The sequence below is a fragment of the Winogradskyella rapida genome (assembly GCF_042675845.1).
In the GTDB taxonomy this organism is placed as follows: Bacteria; Bacteroidota; Bacteroidia; order Flavobacteriales; family Flavobacteriaceae; genus Winogradskyella; species Winogradskyella rapida.
In genome coordinates, this window is sequence record NZ_JBHTKM010000063.1 from 1,279,710 (window position 1) to 1,298,635 (window position 18,926).

Genomic DNA, 18,926 nt, shown 5'->3' on the forward strand with positions numbered 1-18,926 from the left:
CCCTTATTTAAAGAAGGCTATTCTTTATGATAATAATTATATACTTTACGTGCTCTAGAAACTCCAACAACAGCTTCTAATTCGTCTAATTTAGCGTTTGCAATACGTTTCACGGTTTTAAACTGCTTCATTAAATCCACAATCGTTTGTTCTCCAACCCCTGAAATATTTTCCAATTCTGTGGTTAAAGCCCCTTTACTCCTGCGATTTCTATGATGTTCTATTCCAAAACGGTGGGCTTCATTTCTTAAATGTTGAATAACTTTCAACGTTTCACTTTTCTTATCTAAATATAGCGGAATTGGATCATCTGGATAAAACAATTCTTCTAAACGTTTAGCAATTCCGATGATGGCAATAGTCCCCCGTAAACCAAGAACATCTAAACTCTTTAAAGCCGAAGACAGTTGTCCTTTACCCCCATCAATAATAATAAGTTGCGGTAAAGGCTGATCTTCATCTAACAAACGTTTATACCGTCTGTAAACCACCTCTTCCATTGAGGCAAAATCATCGGGACCTACCACCGTTTTTATATTAAAATGGCGGTAATCCTTTTTACTCGGTTTTCCATCTTTAAACACCACACAAGCCGCCACCGGATTGGTTCCTTGAATATTAGAGTTATCAAAACATTCAATGTGCCTTGGCTCTTCAGAAAGCAGCAAATCGGCTTTCATCTGTGCCATAATCCTATTAGCATGCCTATCGGGATCTACAATCTTAATTTGCTTCATCTTATCCATACGGTAATACTTAGCATTTCTAATGGACAAGTCTAAGATACTCTTTTTATCTCCAAGTTTAGGGACTGTAATTTTAATACCGGCGCCCAAATCTACCGGGAACGGCACATATATTTCTTTGGAGTTAGAATTAAAACGTTGGCGTATTTCCGTAATTGCTAAAGCTAAAAGTTGAGCATCCGTCTCTTCTAATTTCTTCTTCAGTTCTAAGGTATGCGATCTAATTATAGACCCATAACTCAGCTGTAAAAAGTTAACATAAGCATAACCTTCATCACTAACAATAGAGAACACATCAACATTGCTAATTTTAGGATTTACAATGGTAGACTTAGCTTGGTAATTTTCTAAAACCTCTAATTTTTCTTTAATTTTCTGTGCATCTTCAAACTGCATCGCTTCTGCGTGCTGACGCATTTGAGTTCTAAACTGCTGTAAAGAATCTTTAAAATTTCCTTTTAAAATTTCTCTAATGGCAATGATATTGGCTTGGTATTCCTCTTCAGATTCATAACCTTCGCAAGGGCCTAAACAATTTCCTAAGTGGTATTCTAAGCAAACTTTATATTTACCGGCTTCTATTTTTGCCTCAGACAAATCGTAATTACAAGTCCGTAATTGATACAAGCCCTTAATTAAACCCAATAAAGTTTTTACGGTTTTCATACTCGTATAAGGACCAAAATATTCCGAACCATCTTTAATCACACGACGCGTAGGAAACACTCTAGGAAAACGCTCTTTTTTAATACAGATCCAAGGATAAGATTTATCATCCTTAAGCAATACATTGTATTTGGGCTTGTATTTCTTTATCAGATTATTCTCAAGGAGAAGCGCATCGTTTTCCGTTTCTACAACAATGTGTTTTACCGAAACAATATTTTTAACTAAAACCCGAGTTTTACCATAATCGTGATGTTTATTAAAGTAACTGCTTACTCGTTTTTTTATATCTTTAGCTTTTCCGACGTAGATTAAACGGTCGTCTTTATCAAAATATTGATACACACCAGGCTGATGTGGAAGGGTTTTTATCTGTATGTCTAATGGAGATTCTGGCATTTAATCAAAGGTAATAATATATGTGTAATTTAAGACACTTTATCCTTACCTTGCTCTGCATTTCTATAAAACGAATACATGACGAAAAAAATTTTAGGTCGCGTTGATAAAGTTGATTTTCCTGAATTAAAACTCAGTACTATAGACGTTAAAATTGATACTGGCGCCTACACCTCAGCTATTCATTGTGCTAAAGTCAGAGAAGAGAATGGCAAACTCTATTGTATATTTGAGAGTAAAGGGCATCCTAACTTTAAAAGTGAAGAAGTGGTTTTTGATACCTACACGTATACCGATGTAAAGAGTAGTAATGGTTTTAAAGAAAACCGTTATAAAATAAAAACCAACGTTGTATTCTTCGGAAAAACATATAAGATTAACCTCACCCTTAGTACGCGATCGGATATGAAATTTCCGGTACTTATAGGGCGACAATTTTTAAAACACAAATACTTGGTCGATGTCGATCTTGAAAATGAATCCTATAAACAAACTTTAACTCCATGAACATAGTAATTCTTTCGCGCAACGCTGAACTTTATTCCACCCAACGACTTATAGAAGAAGGCGAAAAAAGAGGTCATAGAATGGAAATTATTGACCCTTTAAAATGCGATATTATTATCGAAAAGGAGAAACCCACCATTTATTATAAAGATCGTTATTTAGATGACGTTGATGCCATCATTCCTAGAATTGGTGCTTCAGTAACCTTTTACGGTTGTGCCGTAGTAAGGCAATTTGAAGAAATGGGTGTGTTTACAATTGCGTCTTCGGATGCCATAACGCGTTCTCGAGACAAATTAAGAAGCTTACAACGCTTAAGTAAAGCTGGTATTGGCATGCCTAAAACCGTTTTCACCAATTATTCTAGAGACGTTGAAGAGGTTATTGATTATGTGGGTGGTACACCAGTAATTATAAAACTTCTTGAAGGGACTCAAGGTTTAGGGGTTGTTTTAGCCGAAACTAAAAATGCAGCAGAATCTGTACTCGAAGCCTTTAATGGTCTTCAGGCAAGGGTCATTGTACAAGAATTTATTAAAGAAGCAAAAGGGGCCGATTTAAGAGCTTTGGTCGTTGACGGACAAGTGGTCGGTGCCATGAAACGTCAAGGGAAAGAAGGCGAATTTAGATCTAACTTACACCGTGGAGGCTCTGCTAATATTATAAAATTAGAACCCGACGAACTTAAACTGGCTATGAATGCCGCTAAAGTCTTAAAACTTCCGGTTTGCGGAGTCGATATGTTACAATCTACACGAGGACCGTTGTTATTAGAAGTTAATTCTACACCCGGCTTAGAAGGGATTGAAGGCGCGACACAAAAAAATATAGCTAAAGCCATTATTACATTTATTGAGCGTAATAGAAATTAATAGGCAAAGCCTTAAAATGTTGAGATGAGCGAACCAGATGTATTACGAATTTTAGGCAAAAATGTAGGCTTAGGCCAAAGTGCTAAAGTCAGTTTTAACGTTGCTAAATTACACACCCAAAACACCATTGATGTCCCGGTAATTATTGAACGTTCTAAAAAACCAGGCCCAGTGGTCCTCATTACTGCGGGTATTCACGGCGATGAAGTTAATGGGGTAGAGATTGTACGTCAAATTATTTCTAAGGGCCTCAACAAACCGAAACGTGGTACTATTATTTGCATACCGGTTATTAATGTTTTTGGATTTATTCACTTAAACCGTGAGTTTCCAGATGGTCGGGATCTTAACCGTGTATTTCCGGGAACCAGTGCCGGATCCTTAGCGAGTAGAGTAGCCAATAAACTGGTTAATGAGATCTTACCGCATGCGGATTTAGTTTTGGATTTTCATACCGGTGGTGCCAATCGTTTTAACGCGGCACAAATCCGCATTATCAAAGACGATCCTTATTTAGATGAATTGGCCAATGTGTTTGGCGCTCCTTTTGTGCTCTACTCTAAAAACCTGAGTAAATCTTTTAGAAAAACATGTTTTAAATCGGGGATTCCTATCCTTTTGTTTGAAGGTGGAAAATCATCTTATATCGATAACAGCATTACAAACACCGCCGTTAATGGCACCAAACGTGTACTCCACCATCTTAATATGCTTGGCCGAAACTTTAAGGTCTCACAACCTAAAAAACCATGTATTCACCTGCTAGACAGCAAATGGATTAGAGCCAAATACTCGGGGATGTTTAAAGCCACAATCAGCATAAATTCTGAAGTAACAAAGGGCGACATTTTAGGAAGTATTACCGATCCGTATGGTAGTTTTAACCATTTTGTAAAAGCGCCAAATAATGGCTATATTTTTAATATTAACGAGTCGCCTATTATCTATCAAGGTGATGCTATTTTCCATATTTCTACAAAAGTTAAACCATGAATAAGGCCCAACTTCGTAAAACCTATAAGCAGCTAAGAGCTAACCTGACCACGGATCAAGTTGAAGATTTTAGTTTGGCTATTGCCAATCAGTTGTTAAGCATGAAGCTTTGGAACTATACCTTTTACCATCTTTTCTTAACGATTGAAGAACAAAAGGAAATTAATACCGATTATATTTTAAATATTCTCTCCGGAAAAGACAAGAACATTGTCATTTCTAAAAGTCATTTTGAAGATTACTCCATGACGCATTACCTCCTCATGGACAACACCCGAATTAAAAAAAACAAATACAACATCCCTGAACCGGTTGATGGCATTGAGATTCAACCAGCGCAATTAGAGGTGGTTTTCATCCCCTTACTAGCGTTTGATGCTACGGGACATAGAATAGGCTACGGAAAAGGTTTTTACGATCGTTTTTTAGCCCAATGTAAACCCGAAACTCTAAAAATAGGCTTATCCTTTTTTGAGGTTACAGACGCTCCTTTTGAAGCTTTAGACAATGATATTAAATTGGATTATTGTGTAACTCCTGATCAGGTGTATGCGTTTTAGAAGACTCTTTAAAAGCCTTTTTGTTAAACACAATTAAAATTCCAATCCCAGTGCTTATTGCCATATCGGCCACATTAAAAACGGGATCGAAAAAAGAAAAATATTTCCCACCAATCAAAGGCAAGTTTTCTGGCATAACACCGCTCCAAATAGGAAAATGTAACATATCTACAACATTACCGTGAAAAATATCGGCATAACCGCCTTCCTCCGGTAAAAAGCTAGCCACTTGCATAACGCTATCATTAAACAATAAACCGTAAAAAACAGAATCTAAGATATTGCCTAAAGCGCCAGCAAAAATGATAGCAATGGCAAATATTAAGATGGCTGATTTCTTTTTCTTTGTAACATCGACCAACCAAAATCCTATACCTATAACCGCAACAATACGGAATAAGGTTAAGATTAATTTAGCGGTATGATCGGAAATTAAACTTGTAAAATCGCTTAATTTTGTCCCCCAAGCCATCCCATCGTTTTCTATAAAAGCAATTTTAAACCAAGAAAACACGGTAACATCCTCACCTAATTGAAAGTGGGTCTTAATATAGATTTTACTGATCTGATCGATCAGTAAAATAACAGCAATAATAACCGAAGCGCGCTTTAAAGACATGAGAGGTTTTTAAGTAAAAATAAACTTTAATTTTATTGTTTAACGGTAATATCGCCATTAATGGAGGTTAATGTCCAAAGTGACGATGCCTTATCGTTATGGGGCACCTTAATTTCTCCATGGTTAGAATGGGCATCAAAAGTGCTATTGGTCGTGCTTACAACGATATCGCCATCAATGGTATTTATGGTAGCACTTTGAGCCGTCCCCACCACGTAGCACGCCCCACTTAATAATTCAATATAAAGCGATTTATACGCACCATCAATGTTAACCGAAGCAATATCACTTAAAATATTAAGCCTAAGTTCCTCCGGAATTTCTAGCTTTAAGGTGGCGGCAATAACCTTATGAGCATTACGCTTATCATCAGGAATCTCTAACAAAGACAGCTTTTCTAAACTTAAGTATAAGGTCTTATCTTCAGCTTTAAGCAACACCTGAAAATCATCCTGATACGCTCCATCGACTATAGACGTCGCTTTGATCTCCGTTGTTTTAGACGTCGAAATTTCAATATTAAAGATTTGATTCCCATTAATGGTCACCGCTTCTATACCTTGAGCAGAGCGTTGTTGTTGCCATATGTTCTGGCTGCTAAGACTAAAACTGAGGCAAAATAAAATAAGGGTTAAACATAAAGACCTTCCAGATTTAACAAATCTGAAAGGTCTTTTATTATCAATTACTAAAGTCATAAACAGCATTCTAAAGGCCATATAATTTTAGTAGTATAAACACATATTACAATATGCTGGCGCCTACAACTAAAGCAAATACGCCTATTGCATATTCTTAGCCTCAATACTTAAAGTCGCATGAGGAACGAGCTTTAAACGCTCTTTATTAATTAATTTTCCGGTAACACGACAAATACCATACGTTTTATTCTCTATACGGATAATCGCATTTTTAAGATCTCTAATAAACTTTTCTTGACGAATGGCCAATGCAGAATTAGACTCTTTACTCATTGTTGCACTACCTTCTTCAAATGCTTTGAATGTAGGTGATGTATCATTCGTACCGTTATCAAAATCATTCATATAAGCACTTTTTATAAGTTCTAAATCGTGCTCTGCTTTATCAATTTTTTCTAAAAGAATAGCTCTAAATTCTTCTAAATCTTTATCTGAATATCTGGTTTTTGTTTCTGTTGCCATAATGTTAGTGTTTTTTAATAAACAATTTGGTATTGACATTATCAAATACAATTTCTATACCATTGTCTAAAGTGTCCGTAATTTCTAATTCATCGGTCAACGTTTCAGATTTAATATACGCTTCATTTGAAGTCACAGCCTTAACAATTGGGTCATCTTTAAGAATTTGTACGTTAATTCTGTCAGTAACTTCATATCCTGAATCTTTACGCAGGTTTTGAATACGGTTTACTAACTCCCTAGCAATCCCTTCTTCACGTAAATCTTCGCTTATGGTAACATCTAAAGCCACTGTTAAAGCCCCTTCATTAGCTACTAGCCATCCTTCAATATCTTGCGATGTAATCTCCACATCTTCCAATCCTAAAGTAACGGTTTTTTCTCCAATATTTATATCTAATTGGCCATTTTGCTCAATTTTTTTAATATCGTCAGCCGAGAAACCTCTTACAGCGTTGGCAATCAGCTTCATATCTTTTCCAAATTTAGGGCCTAAAGCCTTAAAATTAGGTTTTATCTGCTTCACTAAGATATCAGATGCATCTTCTAAAAGCTCTATTTCTTTAATATTAACTTCATGTTTTATTAACTCAGACACCGCAGCAATCTCTTCTTTTTGTTGTTGATTCTGAATAGGAATCATTATTTTTTGAAGCGGTTGACGCACTTTAATCTTCTCTTTAGCACGTAACGACAAGACCAAAGAACAAATGGTCTGTGCATTGTACATTTTACGTTCTAAAACGGTATCAATTACCGTGGAATCTGCGACTGGGAAATCAGCTAAATGCACACTTTCAAAAGTTTCCTTTTTAGTCACGGCATTAAGGTCTAAATACAAACGGTCCATAAAGAATGGGGCAATTGGTGCGCCAAGCTTTGCAATGGTTTCCATACAAGTATAAAGGGTTTGATAAGCCGAAATTTTATCGGTTTGGTAATCCCCTTTCCAAAAACGTCTTCGACTTAAACGCACGTACCAGTTACTTAAATGGTCTTGTGTAAAGTCTGAAATCGCTCTTGCCGCTTTAGTTGGTTCATATTCCGCATAGTATTCATCTACACGCTGAATTAAGGTGTTCAATTCTGAAAGTACCCAACGGTCTATTTCCGGACGTTCTTCTAACGGGATATCGGCTTCACTATAACTAAAGCCATCAATATTGGTATAAAGCGTGAAGAACGAATAGGTGTTATAAAGTGTTCCGAAAAACTTACGGCTCACTTCAGCAATACCTTCGCTATCAAATTTTAAGTTATCCCAAGGGTTAGCGTTGCTAATCATATACCAACGTGTAGCATCGGCACCATACTTAGACAAGGTTTCAAAAGGATCTACAGCATTACCTAAACGCTTAGACATCTTTTGTCCATTCTTATCTAAAACCAATCCGTTAGACACAACGTTTTTGTAAGCTACAGAATCGAAAACCATAGTTCCGATAGCATGTAAAGTATAAAACCATCCACGTGTTTGGTCTACCCCTTCAGCAATAAAATCTGCCGGAAAGGCTTCGTTATTATCAATAAGATTTTTGTTTTCAAATGGGTAATGCCATTGTGCATACGGCATAGAACCAGAATCGAACCACACATCAATTAAATCGCTTTCGCGTTTCATCGGTTGACCTGAGGCTGAAACTAAAACAATTTTATCGACTACATTTTTATGAAGATCGATAGTTTCGTAATTGGCTTCAGACATGTTACCGACTTCAAAGTCAGCAAAGATATCTTCAGACATTACACCTGCTTCTACAGATTTTGCTATTTCTTCTTTTAATTCAGCAACAGACCCAATACATAATTGTTCTTTTCCATCTTCGGATCTCCAAATTGGTAATGGAATTCCCCAGAAACGAGATCGCGATAAATTCCAGTCGTTTGCATTAGCTAACCAATTTCCAAAACGTCCTTCTCCAGTTGATTTTGGTTTCCAGTTGATGCTTGTATTTAACTCGTGCATACGCCCTTTAACGTCGGTCACTTTAATAAACCAAGAATCTAATGGGTAGTATAAGATTGGCTTATCGGTTCTCCAACAATTTGGGTAACTGTGCTTATATTTTTCAACCTTAAAGGCTTTATTTTCTGTTTTAAGTTGAATAGCGAGCTCTACATCTACAGAACGTTCTGGTGCTTCGCCTTCATCATAATATTCATTCTTCACATATTTACCAGCGTATTCTCCCATTTCTGGTCTGAATTTCCCTTGTAAATCTACCAACGGCACTAAATTACCATGCTCATCCTTTACTAAAAGTGGTGGAATTTCTGGTGAAGCTTGTTTAGCTACCAAGGCATCATCAGCTCCAAAAGTTGGGGCGGTGTGTACAATACCGGTACCATCTTCAATCGTTACGAAATCTCCAGAGATAATTCTGAATGCATTTTCAGGATTGTCGTTTGGTAAGGCGTATGGCAATAACTGCTCGTAAGTAATGCCTACTAAATCTTTTCCAACGAAATCTTTAACCACATAAAAAGGAATCTTTTTATCCCCTTCTTTATAGTCTAATAATTCTGGCTTCGTCTCTACTTGTTTAAATTTCCCATCAAACTGTTTGTTGACCAAATTCTTAGCCAACACCACATTCATAGGTTTAAACGTGTATTGGTTATAAGTCTCCACTAAAACATATTCTATTTTAGGGCCAACAGTTAATGCTGTATTACTAGGAAGCGTCCACGGCGTTGTTGTCCATGCTAAAAAGAAAATATCACCTTCATTCTGAAGAAATTCTGGCAAGGATTCTGCTTTTGCTTTAAACTGAGCTACAATAGTCGTATCGGTAACATCTTGGTACGTTCCTGGTTGATTTAACTCATGAGAACTTAAGCCTGTACCGGCTTTTGGTGAATACGGCTGAATGGTATACCCTTTATAAATAAGATCTTTTTCATAAATCTGCTTAAGCAACCACCATACACTTTCCATGTATTTAGACTTGTAGGTAATGTACGGATCGTCCATATCTACCCAATAGCCCATTTTGTGTGTGAGGTCGTTCCAGATATCGGTATAACGCATCACGGCTTTTTTACAAGCTTCGTTATATTCTTCTACGGTAATTTTTTTACCGATATCTTCTTTGGTAATCCCCAGTTCCTTTTCTACACCAAGTTCTACAGGTAAACCGTGGGTATCCCAACCGGCTTTACGTTTCACTTGAAACCCTTTCATGGTTTTATAACGCGGAAAAATATCTTTAATCGCACGTGCTAAAACATGGTGTACACCTGGTAAACCGTTTGCTGAAGGTGGGCCTTCAAAAAAAACAAAAGGAGGTTTTCCTTCTTTTGTTGTTACACTTTTATCGAAGATATTATTAGCTTCCCAATAGGTACTGATGTCATCTGCAACCTTTGGCAAGTTAAGTCCTTTGTATTCAGGGAACTTTGTGCTCATTATTCTGTTTTATTTTCGAGGAGCGAAATTACAGAATTTTAGGGAAATATAATAAGATAATAAGGGAGAAACATAAGGGAACCTCACGGGCTTAAAAAACCGGTGAGGTCCTTCTATAAGATCCTTTAAAATTTGCTAGACTAAAAAGCCAACCAAATCCTCAATCTTAGAAATAAGTTGAATTTTAATGCCTGTCTTTTTTAGGGCAATTTTATTGTATTTAGAGATAAAAATGGTTGAAAATCCTAATTTTTCAGCCTCTAAAATACGTTGCTCTACACGTTGCACGGGTCTAATTTCTCCAGACAAACCAACTTCAGCAGCAAAACAATAATCGCTTTCTAAAGCCACATCTTCATTAGACGATAATATCGCGGCCACCACTGCTAAATCAATAGCTGGATCATCAACCGTGATTCCTCCCGTAATATTTAAAAAGACATCTTTAGCCCCTAAGCGGAAGCCTGCACGCTTTTCTAAAACCGCTAAAAGCATGTTTAGTCGTTTGGCATTAAAACCCGTAGCAGAACGTTGTGGGGTTCCGTAAACTGCCGTACTGACTAAAGCTTGAACTTCTATCATTAAGGGTCTTAAACCTTCTAAAGTTGCGGCAACAGCATTACCTGATAGTTCGCCGTCCTTTTCTGAAATTAAGATCTCGGAAGGATTAGAGACTTCGCGTAAGCCTGACCCTTGCATTTCGTAAATACCGAGTTCGTTAGTTGAACCAAAACGGTTTTTGTTGGCTCTAAGAATTCTGAATACATGATTGCGGTCGCCTTCAAACTGCAATACCGTATCTACCATATGCTCTAAAATTTTCGGTCCTGCAATATGGCCGTCTTTAGTTATATGCCCAATAAGCAACACCGGCGTTGCGGTTTCCTTGGCAAACTTAATAAGTTCGGTGGTACACTCTTTAATTTGAGAAATACTTCCGGCAGAAGATTCGATATAATCGCTATGTAAGGTTTGAATAGAATCTATCACCACAATATCCGGGTCTAAAGCTTCTATTTGCTTAAAAATATTTTGAGTTTTGGTTTCGGTAAGGATGTAGCAATTGTTGTTGCTTGGATTGATACGTTCGGCACGCATTTTTATTTGTTTCTGACTTTCCTCACCCGAAACATATAAGGTTTTATAAGGTAATTTTAAGGCCATTTGAAGCAAAAGCGTACTTTTTCCAATACCAGGCTCTCCACCTAAAAGCGTTAATGAACCTTGAACCATACCACCACCAAGCACACGATTAAACTCCCCATCACACAAATCTAAACGCGCTTCTTGAGAGGTATCTATTTCATTGATGAGTAAAGGTTTTGCAGCCCGCTTAGAGGGTGTCGTTGGAAGTTTCCAATCGCTTTTTTCTGGTTTTTGAATCACCTCTTCAGCAATGGTATTCCATTCTTTACACGAAGTACATTGCCCTTGCCATTTTGCATATTGACTGCCACAATTCTGACAAAAAAAAGTTGTTTTTACTTTAGCCATATTATTCCTTCCGCCTTAAGCGAACACTATTATAGAATTTAAAACGCCTAAATTAAAACAAATTTAATTGATGACTTTGTTAGCCAAAGGAAATGCCACAATAAAAAAAGACCTTTATAAAGCGCACAAAAGCTTTATAAAGGTCAATTTCGTTTACAGCAAAAACACAACACACAACCTGTAAACGTTATAGGTTTTTCTTAGTTCTCTTCAATATCGTCGTCTTCTTCAACCTCTTCATCAACATCGGCCACGGTTAACTCGTCAATTTTGGAAAAGATATACTCTTTATCAATATGTCCGCCATCATTTAATGTTAATGCCGACTCGTACAATTTTTTTGCTTTTTTGGTCTTCCCTAAAGCCTCTGCAGATTGTGCCAAGTAATAGGTTCCTAATAAGGATTCTGGATATAATTTATTGGCTAAGTTCCCTAATTTGGCTAGGGATTTTAAGTCTTCACGTTGCTCGGCAACTAGCGCTACTTTTTCAATTTCAGCTTCACTAATTTGTTTTTTGATTCCAAATAACTTCTCAATACGTTGGTAACGGTCGGTTAGATAACGATCTAAGGTTCCTTCATAAGGAAGTACTTTTTCTTCAAGCTCTTTTTCTCTAAGCGGGTTGTAGATATCAAAAATCTTTTCAAAAGATCGCGCCAATGCACTAGTGACTAACGTGTAATGTGTTTCACCTTCAAAATCATCAAAATAATACGTGAGGTGCTGGTTATCTATGCTCTTAATTTGTGCATCTGTCGCTAGAATATTTTCTCTAATCTGAGGAATATCTTTGTCTGCCGTTGCCATGTAGTAAAACACATCATCCTTGAAGAGCGATAAACGTTTTGAGATAAAACTACTTAAAGACCCTATAAAATCTGGACTAATACAAACATAGGCTTGAAATGCTAAATCCGGCTTAAACAAATAAGAATTGATAAAATTCCCCATAGTGTCATGCCCTACAGCCACTCTAAATTTACTGGTATTGTATTTATCGTCTATATAAGGTAATAGTTCGTCTGCAATAAAATCATGAAATCTAAGTCCTGATTCTGTTGGTAATCCAGTTGCCGGGTCATAATAGGCATCGTAGAAACGATTTTCGCCTTGCATCACACCAACAACAATGGAGCCTGGCATATTATCAAAGTAAGTTTGAAAATCGACTTGTCCTGCAACGGGTTCAAATAAATAATCCCCATCAAACACAATGATCACCGGATATTTTTCATCGGCCTTAGGATCGTAGCCTTTTGGAAGCTTTATTTTTAATTTACGTTCTGCACTTAAATTTGATGACGCGATTTCTTTATAAGTAACTTGTTGCGCATAGGACGCTGTAAAAATGAACAAGATAAGAACGGAAAGTATTGTATTCCTCATAGTTAGCAGGGTTAATTAGGAACCCAAACATACTTAAATATTCTTATTAATCGCTAAAGGGTGGTATTTTTTCGACGAAATGCACTATTATTTGATTTTTTCCTGAATTTCGTACATTTTATCAAGCATAATTTCTTTATCAACAGTTTGTGAAGGTTCTAGCAGTAAACCCGATTTATAACGTTGTAAAGCTCTTTTAAAATTCCCAATTTTCTCATTATACATACCAGAATAATAAGCACTTAACATCGATTTTGAAAAATGTTTATTTACTAGTTTTGAGAGTTCTTTTAAGGATTCTACATCGCCTTTTTTATTACTTGCAGCGGCGATAGCACGCACATCATTTTCTATCAATTTCTTTTCAAAACCGTAAAAACGTTCAATATCGGCGTACTTTTTCATCAGATATTCAAAAGGTGTACCTTCATAGGTTAGAACTTGCTCTTTATATTCTTTAGCATTAATGGGTTTAAATAAAGTAAATATTTGATTTAAAGCCTTAGGAATTCCTCTCCCCACTAAGGAGTAGTGGTTTGCGTCTTTAAATTCATCAAATTTATAGTGAAACTTTTCATTTTCAACAGTTTTTATAACCGCATCAGCCTCTACAACCGACGCTCTAATGGCTTTAATATCGGCATCTGCAGTAGCCATATAATAAAAGGTTTCATCGGTTAAGATGTTCATACGTTGCTGCAATCTGTTTACCATTTCTGGAGCAAAATCAGGACTTAAAGTCACATAAGCTCTAAAAATAGGATCGTCCTTAAACATGTAATAGTTTATAAAATTAGCACTTAAATCATGCCCTACAACGATTCTAAAATTTGAGGCATTGTATTGATCCTCGATAAAAGGCAAGAGCTCTGCCGCCATAAACTCATAAAACGCCGCACCATTATGAGAAGGAAAATAAGTTTCTTCGTCATAATAAAAATCATCAACCCTAGAACTAGCTTGATTAATTCCTACCACAATACAATCAGGGATATCTTCCCAATACGATTGATAATCAATATTCCCAGCAACAGGTTCAAATAAATAATCACCATCTAAAACGATAATTAAGGGGTAAGACCGCTTATCTTCAGGATTATAATTTCTAGGCAACTGAATTTTTAATTCACGTGTTCCTTCAAGCTTATAGGAATCTATGGTCTTATAAATAGCCTGAGCCGGCAATTGTACAGACACGAAAAGAATTAAAAGAAACACATAAAAATTCTTCATATGATATTGGAAATTAAAATTTATAGAAAGGTAAAAAATATTTTATTATGTCCTATCTTTTCTGTTGTAAATAGGTAAATATAACAGAGATAGCCCTCCGAGAAGGATAATCACTAAGGTTTGTGTAGACCACATAATCCACCCAAAAGCTCTACTGGGGTCTTCTGCAATTCCGAATAACGAAAACGCAATAACCACAGCTTCAGGAAAAGACCCAATTCCGCCATTGGTCGCAGCAATACTAAAACTAGCCAAAATAAAGCCAATAAGGACAGGGGTAAGTGAAATATGTTCTAACTCAGGCAACGCATTGGTAGTGACGTAAAACATTAACACATACATGACCCATATGAATAAAGTGTGCCCAATAAAGGCCCACTTTTTTTTCATCTTAAAAATACTGAGCGCCCCTTCTAAGAGCCCTAAGAAAAACCCCTTCACCTTTAAAGCGAATTTTGAATGACTTTTTCTCAACCAAATCAGCAGCAGCAATCCACACAAGACTAACCCTACTACTCCAATAATTAACACGGAACCATTAAACTTAGCGGCAAAAAATTGATAAATAAACTCAAACTCTAAAACAAAGGCTATAAGCACCACAGCCAAAAGCATTAAAGTATCTGCAATACGCTCTGCCACGATGGTTCCGAAACCTTTATCAAAAGGAATTCCCTCGTAATTGGACAAAATTGTTCCTCTTGCCACCTCTCCTGCTCTAGGAATGGTAAAATTGATTAAGTAAGCCGAATACACCGCCATAATACTATTGGGTAATTTTGGCGTAAACCCTAAAGGCTCTGCCATAAACAACCAACGGTAGGCTCTTGAAATGTGACTTAAAACCCCTAGAAAAACACCAAAGAGAATCCAAGCATAGTCGGCATCTTTAAAGTATTGAACTAAAGTTGATAAGGAAATTTTAGATAAGGAATACCAGACCAATCCTACTCCTAAGAGTAAAGGTATGACCACTTTTAGAATGGTTTTAGGTTGCCCCACCCGTTTATTTTAAGAGATTGGTAGCCTCGTCTGGAAACACTAATGCAGGATTAAAGTCCTTTGCTTCTTCAATATCCATAATACCATAAGTAATAAGAATAAGAATATCACCCACAGCCACTTTTCGTGCTGCAGCTCCATTAAGTGTAATTTCACCACTATTACGTGGCCCAGGGATACAATAGGTTTCTAAGCGTTCACCATTGTTATTGTTAACAATCTGAACTTTTTCACCTTGTATAATGTTAGCAGCCTCCATTAAATCTTCGTCAATAGTAATACTTCCGATATAATTAAGGTCTGCTCCTGTAACTCTTACACGATGAATTTTCGATTTTACGACTTGAATTTGCATGCCACAAAGGTAATTAATTTAAAGCGATATTATCTATTAATCTAATATCACCTGCATATACAGCGATAAATGCTCTATACGTATTTTCTAATGATTTTTTTTCAACTGGCTTTAAGGTTGTTGTATCTGCAATTACAAAATACTCTAGCTCTAAGAGTGTATGATTTTTAAATTGCAGGTTAACCCATTCCGTTACTAATTCTGCACGTTCTGTGCCAAACTTTACTTTGGCAGTCTTAATTGTTTCATAAATAAAAGGTGCAGCAGCTCTATACGCTTCGGTTAAGCGTGCATTTCTAGAGCTCATAGCCAAGCCATCTTCTTCTCTGTAAATAGGACAACCCATGACCTCTACTGGTAACTTATGATTGGCTACCATTTTCTTTATAATCTGTAATTGCTGAAAATCCTTTTCACCAAAATACGCTCTTCGAGGTTCTACAATTTCAAATAAACGCTTTACAATCGTTCCTACTCCATCAAAGTGACCAGCTCTAAAAGCGCCTTCCATCTCATGCTCTAAACCGCCAAAATCAAAAGGTTCTGAAACCACATCATCACCGTATACATCGGCTTCAGACGGTGTATAGACTACAATCCTTTCTGGGTCTACAGCTTGTAATAATTCAATATCTGTAGCCACACTCCTTGGATATTTCTCAAGGTCTTCGGGGTTATCAAATTGAGTAGGATTCACAAAGATACTCACCACGACCACCTCATTTTCACTCAATCCTTTCTCTACTAAAGATACATGCCCCGCATGCAAGGCACCCATAGTTGGCACAAAGCCAATACGACATTCTTTAGCTCTTAATGCATCTAAATGATGCGACAAATCTGTTTTATTTAAAAATCGTTTCACGGTGGTAACAAAAAATTAACGCGTGCAAACATAATATAATACTAGCAATCTGCCCAAATTTTTGTAATTTTGCATGTTTTTTACTATTAATTCCAAAAGCAGCAGATTTATGAAAGATAAACGAATATTATATGTGTCCTCGGAAGTTGTTCCATATTTACCAGAAACAGAAATTTCTTCAATGTCATTTGAAGCACCTCGGATGGTAAACAAACAAGGAGGTCAGATAAGAATATTTATGCCTCGCTTTGGTAATATCAATGAAAGAAGACACCAATTGCACGAGGTGATTAGACTTTCAGGAATTAACTTGGTCATCAATGATCTTGATATGCCTTTAATTATTAAAGTGGCATCAATTCCTAAAGAAAGAATTCAAGTGTACTTTATCGATAACGAAGATTATTTCAAGAGAAAAGCCACTTTAACCGATGAGAATGGAAAACTATTTTCTGATAATGACGAACGTGCTATCTTCTTTGCCAAAGGCGTTATTGAAACGGTAAAAAAATTAAATTGGGCTCCAGACATCATTCACGTTAACGGATGGTTAGCCTCTTTACTTCCTTTATACCTAAAAGAGTTTTATAAAACAGAACCTTTATTTACAGAAAGTAAAATTGTGACCTCGGTATACAATCAAAACTTCGAAGGAACGTTAGATAAAGACATGATCTCTAAAGTTAATTTTGACGGACTTCCAGCAGAAGCTACAGATCTATTAAAAGAACCAGATTATGTTAATTTAATGAAAGTAGCGATTAATAACTCTGATGCTATTATTAGAGGTTCGGAAGAACTTCCTGAAGCTTTAGATACTTATTTAAATGATTTAGATAAACCTGTATTAGCTTATTCTCCTATTGATGAATTTGCAGATCCTTATACAGAGTTTTACAACAACACTGTTTTAAACGGTTAATACGATTTATGAAAAACAACAAATTTGCTTTACAAATTTTATCCGTTGGTTTAATTTTCCTCAGTTTTATAGCTTGCGATAGTGATTACGCGACCTTGGATTCTGATGTGCTAAACAGCGATATTGCAACAAATTTTGATATTGATTCATCCCATTACGACATCATCACATATACAAAGGCTTTAAACCCTGTACAAACCAATCAATTAGGGCTAAGCACCCTAGGGGTTTATGATGATGCTTACGGAAGAGTAACCTCTAGTTTTGTAACTCAACTCACACCTTCAACCTATGATCCAAGCTTTGGAGACGAGGTAGAAGTTGATTCTGTTGTTGTAACCCTTCCTTTTTACAGTACTGCTACTGATTTTGATGATGATGGAAACATTACATACACTTTAGATTCTGTAATTTCTGACGGAGATACTTATAAAGATATCAAATTAAGAATCTTTGAAAACAATTATTTTATCAGAGATTTTGATCCTAGTGCTAGCTTTAGCGAGGGCCAAGCCTATTACTCTAACAAATCAGCTTCTCCTACAGAACCGATTTCTACAACGGTATTAGAAGGTGAAGAACTTACATTTCTTGCTGCACCACAAACCTCTCATACTACACTAGGAAATACCATTTCTATTAGTGAAGACGTTTTTGTTTTAGAATCTGAAAATCCAGATGCGGATGAAGATGATACCGAAACAACCCTTACCGAGCGTGTTGCACCAGCTATCAGAGTTAAGTTAGACCCAACATTTTGGAAAAACAAAATCATTGACAAAGAAGGTGATGCCGTTTTAAGTAACCAAAATAATTTTGACAACTACTTTAGAGGACTTTATTTTAAAGCTGAAGCTTATAACGATGATGGCAGTTATATCTTCTTGAACACCGGAAGCGCCAACAACGCCAACGTTACCATTTACTATTCAAAATTAACAGCCTCTACGGTTGATGATGATGAATTAAGAGACACCGGAACTTACGTCTTAACCTTTGGAACCAATAAAATCAACTTTCTTGAAACCGATTATAGTATTCCTTTAAATGACGGAAATGCAGAAACCGGAGATTCTAAAATCTATTTAAAAGGTGGTGAAGGTGCCATTGCAGGTATTAAATTATTTCAAGGGATAGATGAAGAAACTGGACTTAGCAATTTTGAAAGTTTCAGAAACGAGTACGTTAATCTTGAAAACAACGAATTTGTTAGCTCTAAACGTTTAATTAATGAAGCCAATTTAGTGTTTTATGTCGATAGAGATGAGTTAGCTATGTTAGGTGAAGATCCTGAAAACGAACCTAACCGCTTATACCTATATGATGTAGATAATAAAGCGCCTTTAATTGATTACTATTTAGACGTAACCAATAGCGCGCTACCTTCCTTTTCTAAAACCAATCATCTTGGCGCTTTAGAACGTGTAGATGATGAAATTGATGGTGAAGGTGTCAAATATAAATTTAAAATTACAGAGCATATCAATAACTTATTATTGAGAGACTCTACAAATGTTGAATTAGGTTTAGCCGTTTCTTTAAATGTAAATATCGAAGACCCTACCGTTAGCTTTACTCAAAATAAAGAGCAAAATGATGAAGGTCTAGATTTAACAGTTCCTCAAAGCTCTATTCTTTCGCCTAGAGGTACAATTTTACATGGGAATACCACTCCAGAAGAGAGCAAACGTGTATATTTAGAAATCTATTACACAGAACCTAATAATTAAAAG

17 protein-coding genes are annotated in these 18,926 nt (G+C 36.3%); 6 read left to right on the top strand and 11 right to left on the bottom strand.

Translation table 11 applies throughout. The features are described 5' to 3' along the window. Positions 1-17: 17 nt before the first annotated feature. Positions 18-1,811: an excinuclease ABC subunit UvrC gene (uvrC, locus tag ACFQ13_RS12845; RefSeq protein ID WP_386117956.1), complete on the bottom strand. Its 1,794-nt coding sequence runs from the start codon at positions 1,809-1,811 to the stop codon at positions 18-20. Between the two features lie 78 nt (positions 1,812-1,889). Between uvrC and ACFQ13_RS12850 the strand changes: the two genes are divergently transcribed. From ACFQ13_RS12850 to ACFQ13_RS12865, 4 genes are read left to right on the top strand one after another with little or no spacing between them, the layout of a single operon-like run. Continuing rightward, the gene (locus ACFQ13_RS12850; protein ID WP_386117959.1) at positions 1,890-2,318 is read left to right on the top strand and encodes an ATP-dependent zinc protease family protein; all 429 of its coding nucleotides are present in this window, start codon (positions 1,890-1,892) and stop codon (positions 2,316-2,318) included. After that, positions 2,315-3,190: a 30S ribosomal protein S6--L-glutamate ligase gene (gene rimK / locus ACFQ13_RS12855; RefSeq protein WP_114307900.1), complete on the top strand. Its 876-nt coding sequence runs from the start codon at positions 2,315-2,317 to the stop codon at positions 3,188-3,190. Before ACFQ13_RS12850 ends, rimK begins: the two co-directional genes overlap by 4 nt. A 24-nt stretch (positions 3,191-3,214) precedes the next feature. Then, complete coding sequence (locus ACFQ13_RS12860) at positions 3,215-4,183, top strand: succinylglutamate desuccinylase/aspartoacylase family protein (protein ID WP_114307901.1); 969 nt, start codon at positions 3,215-3,217, stop codon at positions 4,181-4,183. Next, a complete protein-coding gene (locus ACFQ13_RS12865) occupies positions 4,180-4,743 on the top strand; it encodes a 5-formyltetrahydrofolate cyclo-ligase (RefSeq protein WP_386117962.1) in 564 nt (187 codons plus the stop codon). Before ACFQ13_RS12860 ends, ACFQ13_RS12865 begins: the two co-directional genes overlap by 4 nt. On the opposite strand, the gene ACFQ13_RS12870 is transcribed toward ACFQ13_RS12865, so the two are convergent. From ACFQ13_RS12870 to panC, 10 genes are all read right to left on the bottom strand, one after another. Continuing rightward, positions 4,697-5,362 carry a lipoprotein signal peptidase gene (locus tag ACFQ13_RS12870; RefSeq protein WP_386117965.1) on the bottom strand — a complete coding sequence of 222 codons (666 nt, stop codon included), beginning with the start codon at positions 5,360-5,362 and terminating at the stop codon, positions 4,697-4,699. The genes ACFQ13_RS12865 and ACFQ13_RS12870 overlap by 47 nt on opposite strands. A 32-nt stretch (positions 5,363-5,394) precedes the next feature. After that, positions 5,395-6,060 (bottom strand): hypothetical protein, encoded by a 666-nt coding sequence (locus tag ACFQ13_RS12875; protein WP_386117968.1) that lies wholly within the window; start codon positions 6,058-6,060, stop codon positions 5,395-5,397. An 84-nt stretch (positions 6,061-6,144) separates the two neighbouring features. Next, positions 6,145-6,525, bottom strand: a complete 381-nt coding sequence (locus tag ACFQ13_RS12880) for a TraR/DksA family transcriptional regulator (RefSeq protein WP_386117971.1) — start codon at positions 6,523-6,525, stop codon at positions 6,145-6,147. Between the two features lie 4 nt (positions 6,526-6,529). Continuing rightward, the gene (gene ileS, locus ACFQ13_RS12885) at positions 6,530-9,934 is read right to left on the bottom strand and encodes an isoleucine--tRNA ligase (RefSeq protein WP_386117974.1); all 3,405 of its coding nucleotides are present in this window, start codon (positions 9,932-9,934) and stop codon (positions 6,530-6,532) included. Between the two features lie 135 nt (positions 9,935-10,069). Next, positions 10,070-11,428, bottom strand: a complete 1,359-nt coding sequence (gene radA / locus ACFQ13_RS12890; RefSeq protein ID WP_386117976.1) for a DNA repair protein RadA — start codon at positions 11,426-11,428, stop codon at positions 10,070-10,072. A 200-nt stretch (positions 11,429-11,628) separates the two neighbouring features. Then, positions 11,629-12,816 carry an alpha/beta hydrolase gene (locus tag ACFQ13_RS12895; protein ID WP_386117979.1) on the bottom strand — a complete coding sequence of 396 codons (1,188 nt, stop codon included), beginning with the start codon at positions 12,814-12,816 and terminating at the stop codon, positions 11,629-11,631. 87 nt (positions 12,817-12,903) lie between these two features. Beyond that, positions 12,904-14,049: an alpha/beta hydrolase gene (locus ACFQ13_RS12900; RefSeq protein WP_386117982.1), complete on the bottom strand. Its 1,146-nt coding sequence runs from the start codon at positions 14,047-14,049 to the stop codon at positions 12,904-12,906. A gap of 45 nt (positions 14,050-14,094) precedes the next feature. Then, positions 14,095-15,051, bottom strand: a complete 957-nt coding sequence (locus ACFQ13_RS12905) for a lysylphosphatidylglycerol synthase transmembrane domain-containing protein (protein ID WP_386117984.1) — start codon at positions 15,049-15,051, stop codon at positions 14,095-14,097. Between the two features lie 4 nt (positions 15,052-15,055). Beyond that, positions 15,056-15,406, bottom strand: a complete 351-nt coding sequence (gene panD / locus ACFQ13_RS12910; RefSeq protein WP_114307910.1) for an aspartate 1-decarboxylase — start codon at positions 15,404-15,406, stop codon at positions 15,056-15,058. Between the two features lie 13 nt (positions 15,407-15,419). Continuing rightward, positions 15,420-16,271, bottom strand: coding sequence for a pantoate--beta-alanine ligase (panC, locus tag ACFQ13_RS12915; RefSeq protein ID WP_386117987.1), 852 nt, complete (start codon positions 16,269-16,271; stop codon positions 15,420-15,422). A 109-nt stretch (positions 16,272-16,380) separates the two neighbouring features. Here panC and ACFQ13_RS12920 point away from each other — a divergent pair, with 109 nt between their 5' ends. Continuing rightward, a complete protein-coding gene (locus ACFQ13_RS12920; protein WP_114307912.1) occupies positions 16,381-17,193 on the top strand; it encodes a glycogen/starch synthase in 813 nt (270 codons plus the stop codon). 8 nt (positions 17,194-17,201) lie between these two features. Then, entirely contained in the window at positions 17,202-18,923 is a 1,722-nt protein-coding gene (locus tag ACFQ13_RS12925) for a DUF4270 domain-containing protein (protein ID WP_386117990.1), read from the top strand. Positions 18,924-18,926: the final 3 nt, after the last annotated feature.

Coding starts and splice junctions, on each gene's coding strand:
- ACFQ13_RS12875 (WP_386117968.1), bottom strand. CDS start 6,060: ATGACTTTAGTAATTGATAATAAAAGACCTTTCAGATTTGTTAAATCT.
- uvrC (WP_386117956.1), bottom strand. CDS start 1,811: ATGCCAGAATCTCCATTAGACATACAGATAAAAACCCTTCCACATCAG.
- ACFQ13_RS12895 (WP_386117979.1), bottom strand. CDS start 12,816: ATGAGGAATACAATACTTTCCGTTCTTATCTTGTTCATTTTTACAGCG.
- ACFQ13_RS12925 (WP_386117990.1), top strand. CDS start 17,202: ATGAAAAACAACAAATTTGCTTTACAAATTTTATCCGTTGGTTTAATT.
- ACFQ13_RS12870 (WP_386117965.1), bottom strand. CDS start 5,362: ATGTCTTTAAAGCGCGCTTCGGTTATTATTGCTGTTATTTTACTGATC.
- ACFQ13_RS12920 (WP_114307912.1), top strand. CDS start 16,381: ATGAAAGATAAACGAATATTATATGTGTCCTCGGAAGTTGTTCCATAT.
- ACFQ13_RS12880 (WP_386117971.1), bottom strand. CDS start 6,525: ATGGCAACAGAAACAAAAACCAGATATTCAGATAAAGATTTAGAAGAA.
- ileS (WP_386117974.1), bottom strand. CDS start 9,934: ATGAGCACAAAGTTCCCTGAATACAAAGGACTTAACTTGCCAAAGGTT.
- ACFQ13_RS12900 (WP_386117982.1), bottom strand. CDS start 14,049: ATGAAGAATTTTTATGTGTTTCTTTTAATTCTTTTCGTGTCTGTACAA.
- panD (WP_114307910.1), bottom strand. CDS start 15,406: ATGCAAATTCAAGTCGTAAAATCGAAAATTCATCGTGTAAGAGTTACA.
- ACFQ13_RS12865 (WP_386117962.1), top strand. CDS start 4,180: ATGAATAAGGCCCAACTTCGTAAAACCTATAAGCAGCTAAGAGCTAAC.
- radA (WP_386117976.1), bottom strand. CDS start 11,428: ATGGCTAAAGTAAAAACAACTTTTTTTTGTCAGAATTGTGGCAGTCAA.
- ACFQ13_RS12860 (WP_114307901.1), top strand. CDS start 3,215: ATGAGCGAACCAGATGTATTACGAATTTTAGGCAAAAATGTAGGCTTA.
- rimK (WP_114307900.1), top strand. CDS start 2,315: ATGAACATAGTAATTCTTTCGCGCAACGCTGAACTTTATTCCACCCAA.
- ACFQ13_RS12850 (WP_386117959.1), top strand. CDS start 1,890: ATGACGAAAAAAATTTTAGGTCGCGTTGATAAAGTTGATTTTCCTGAA.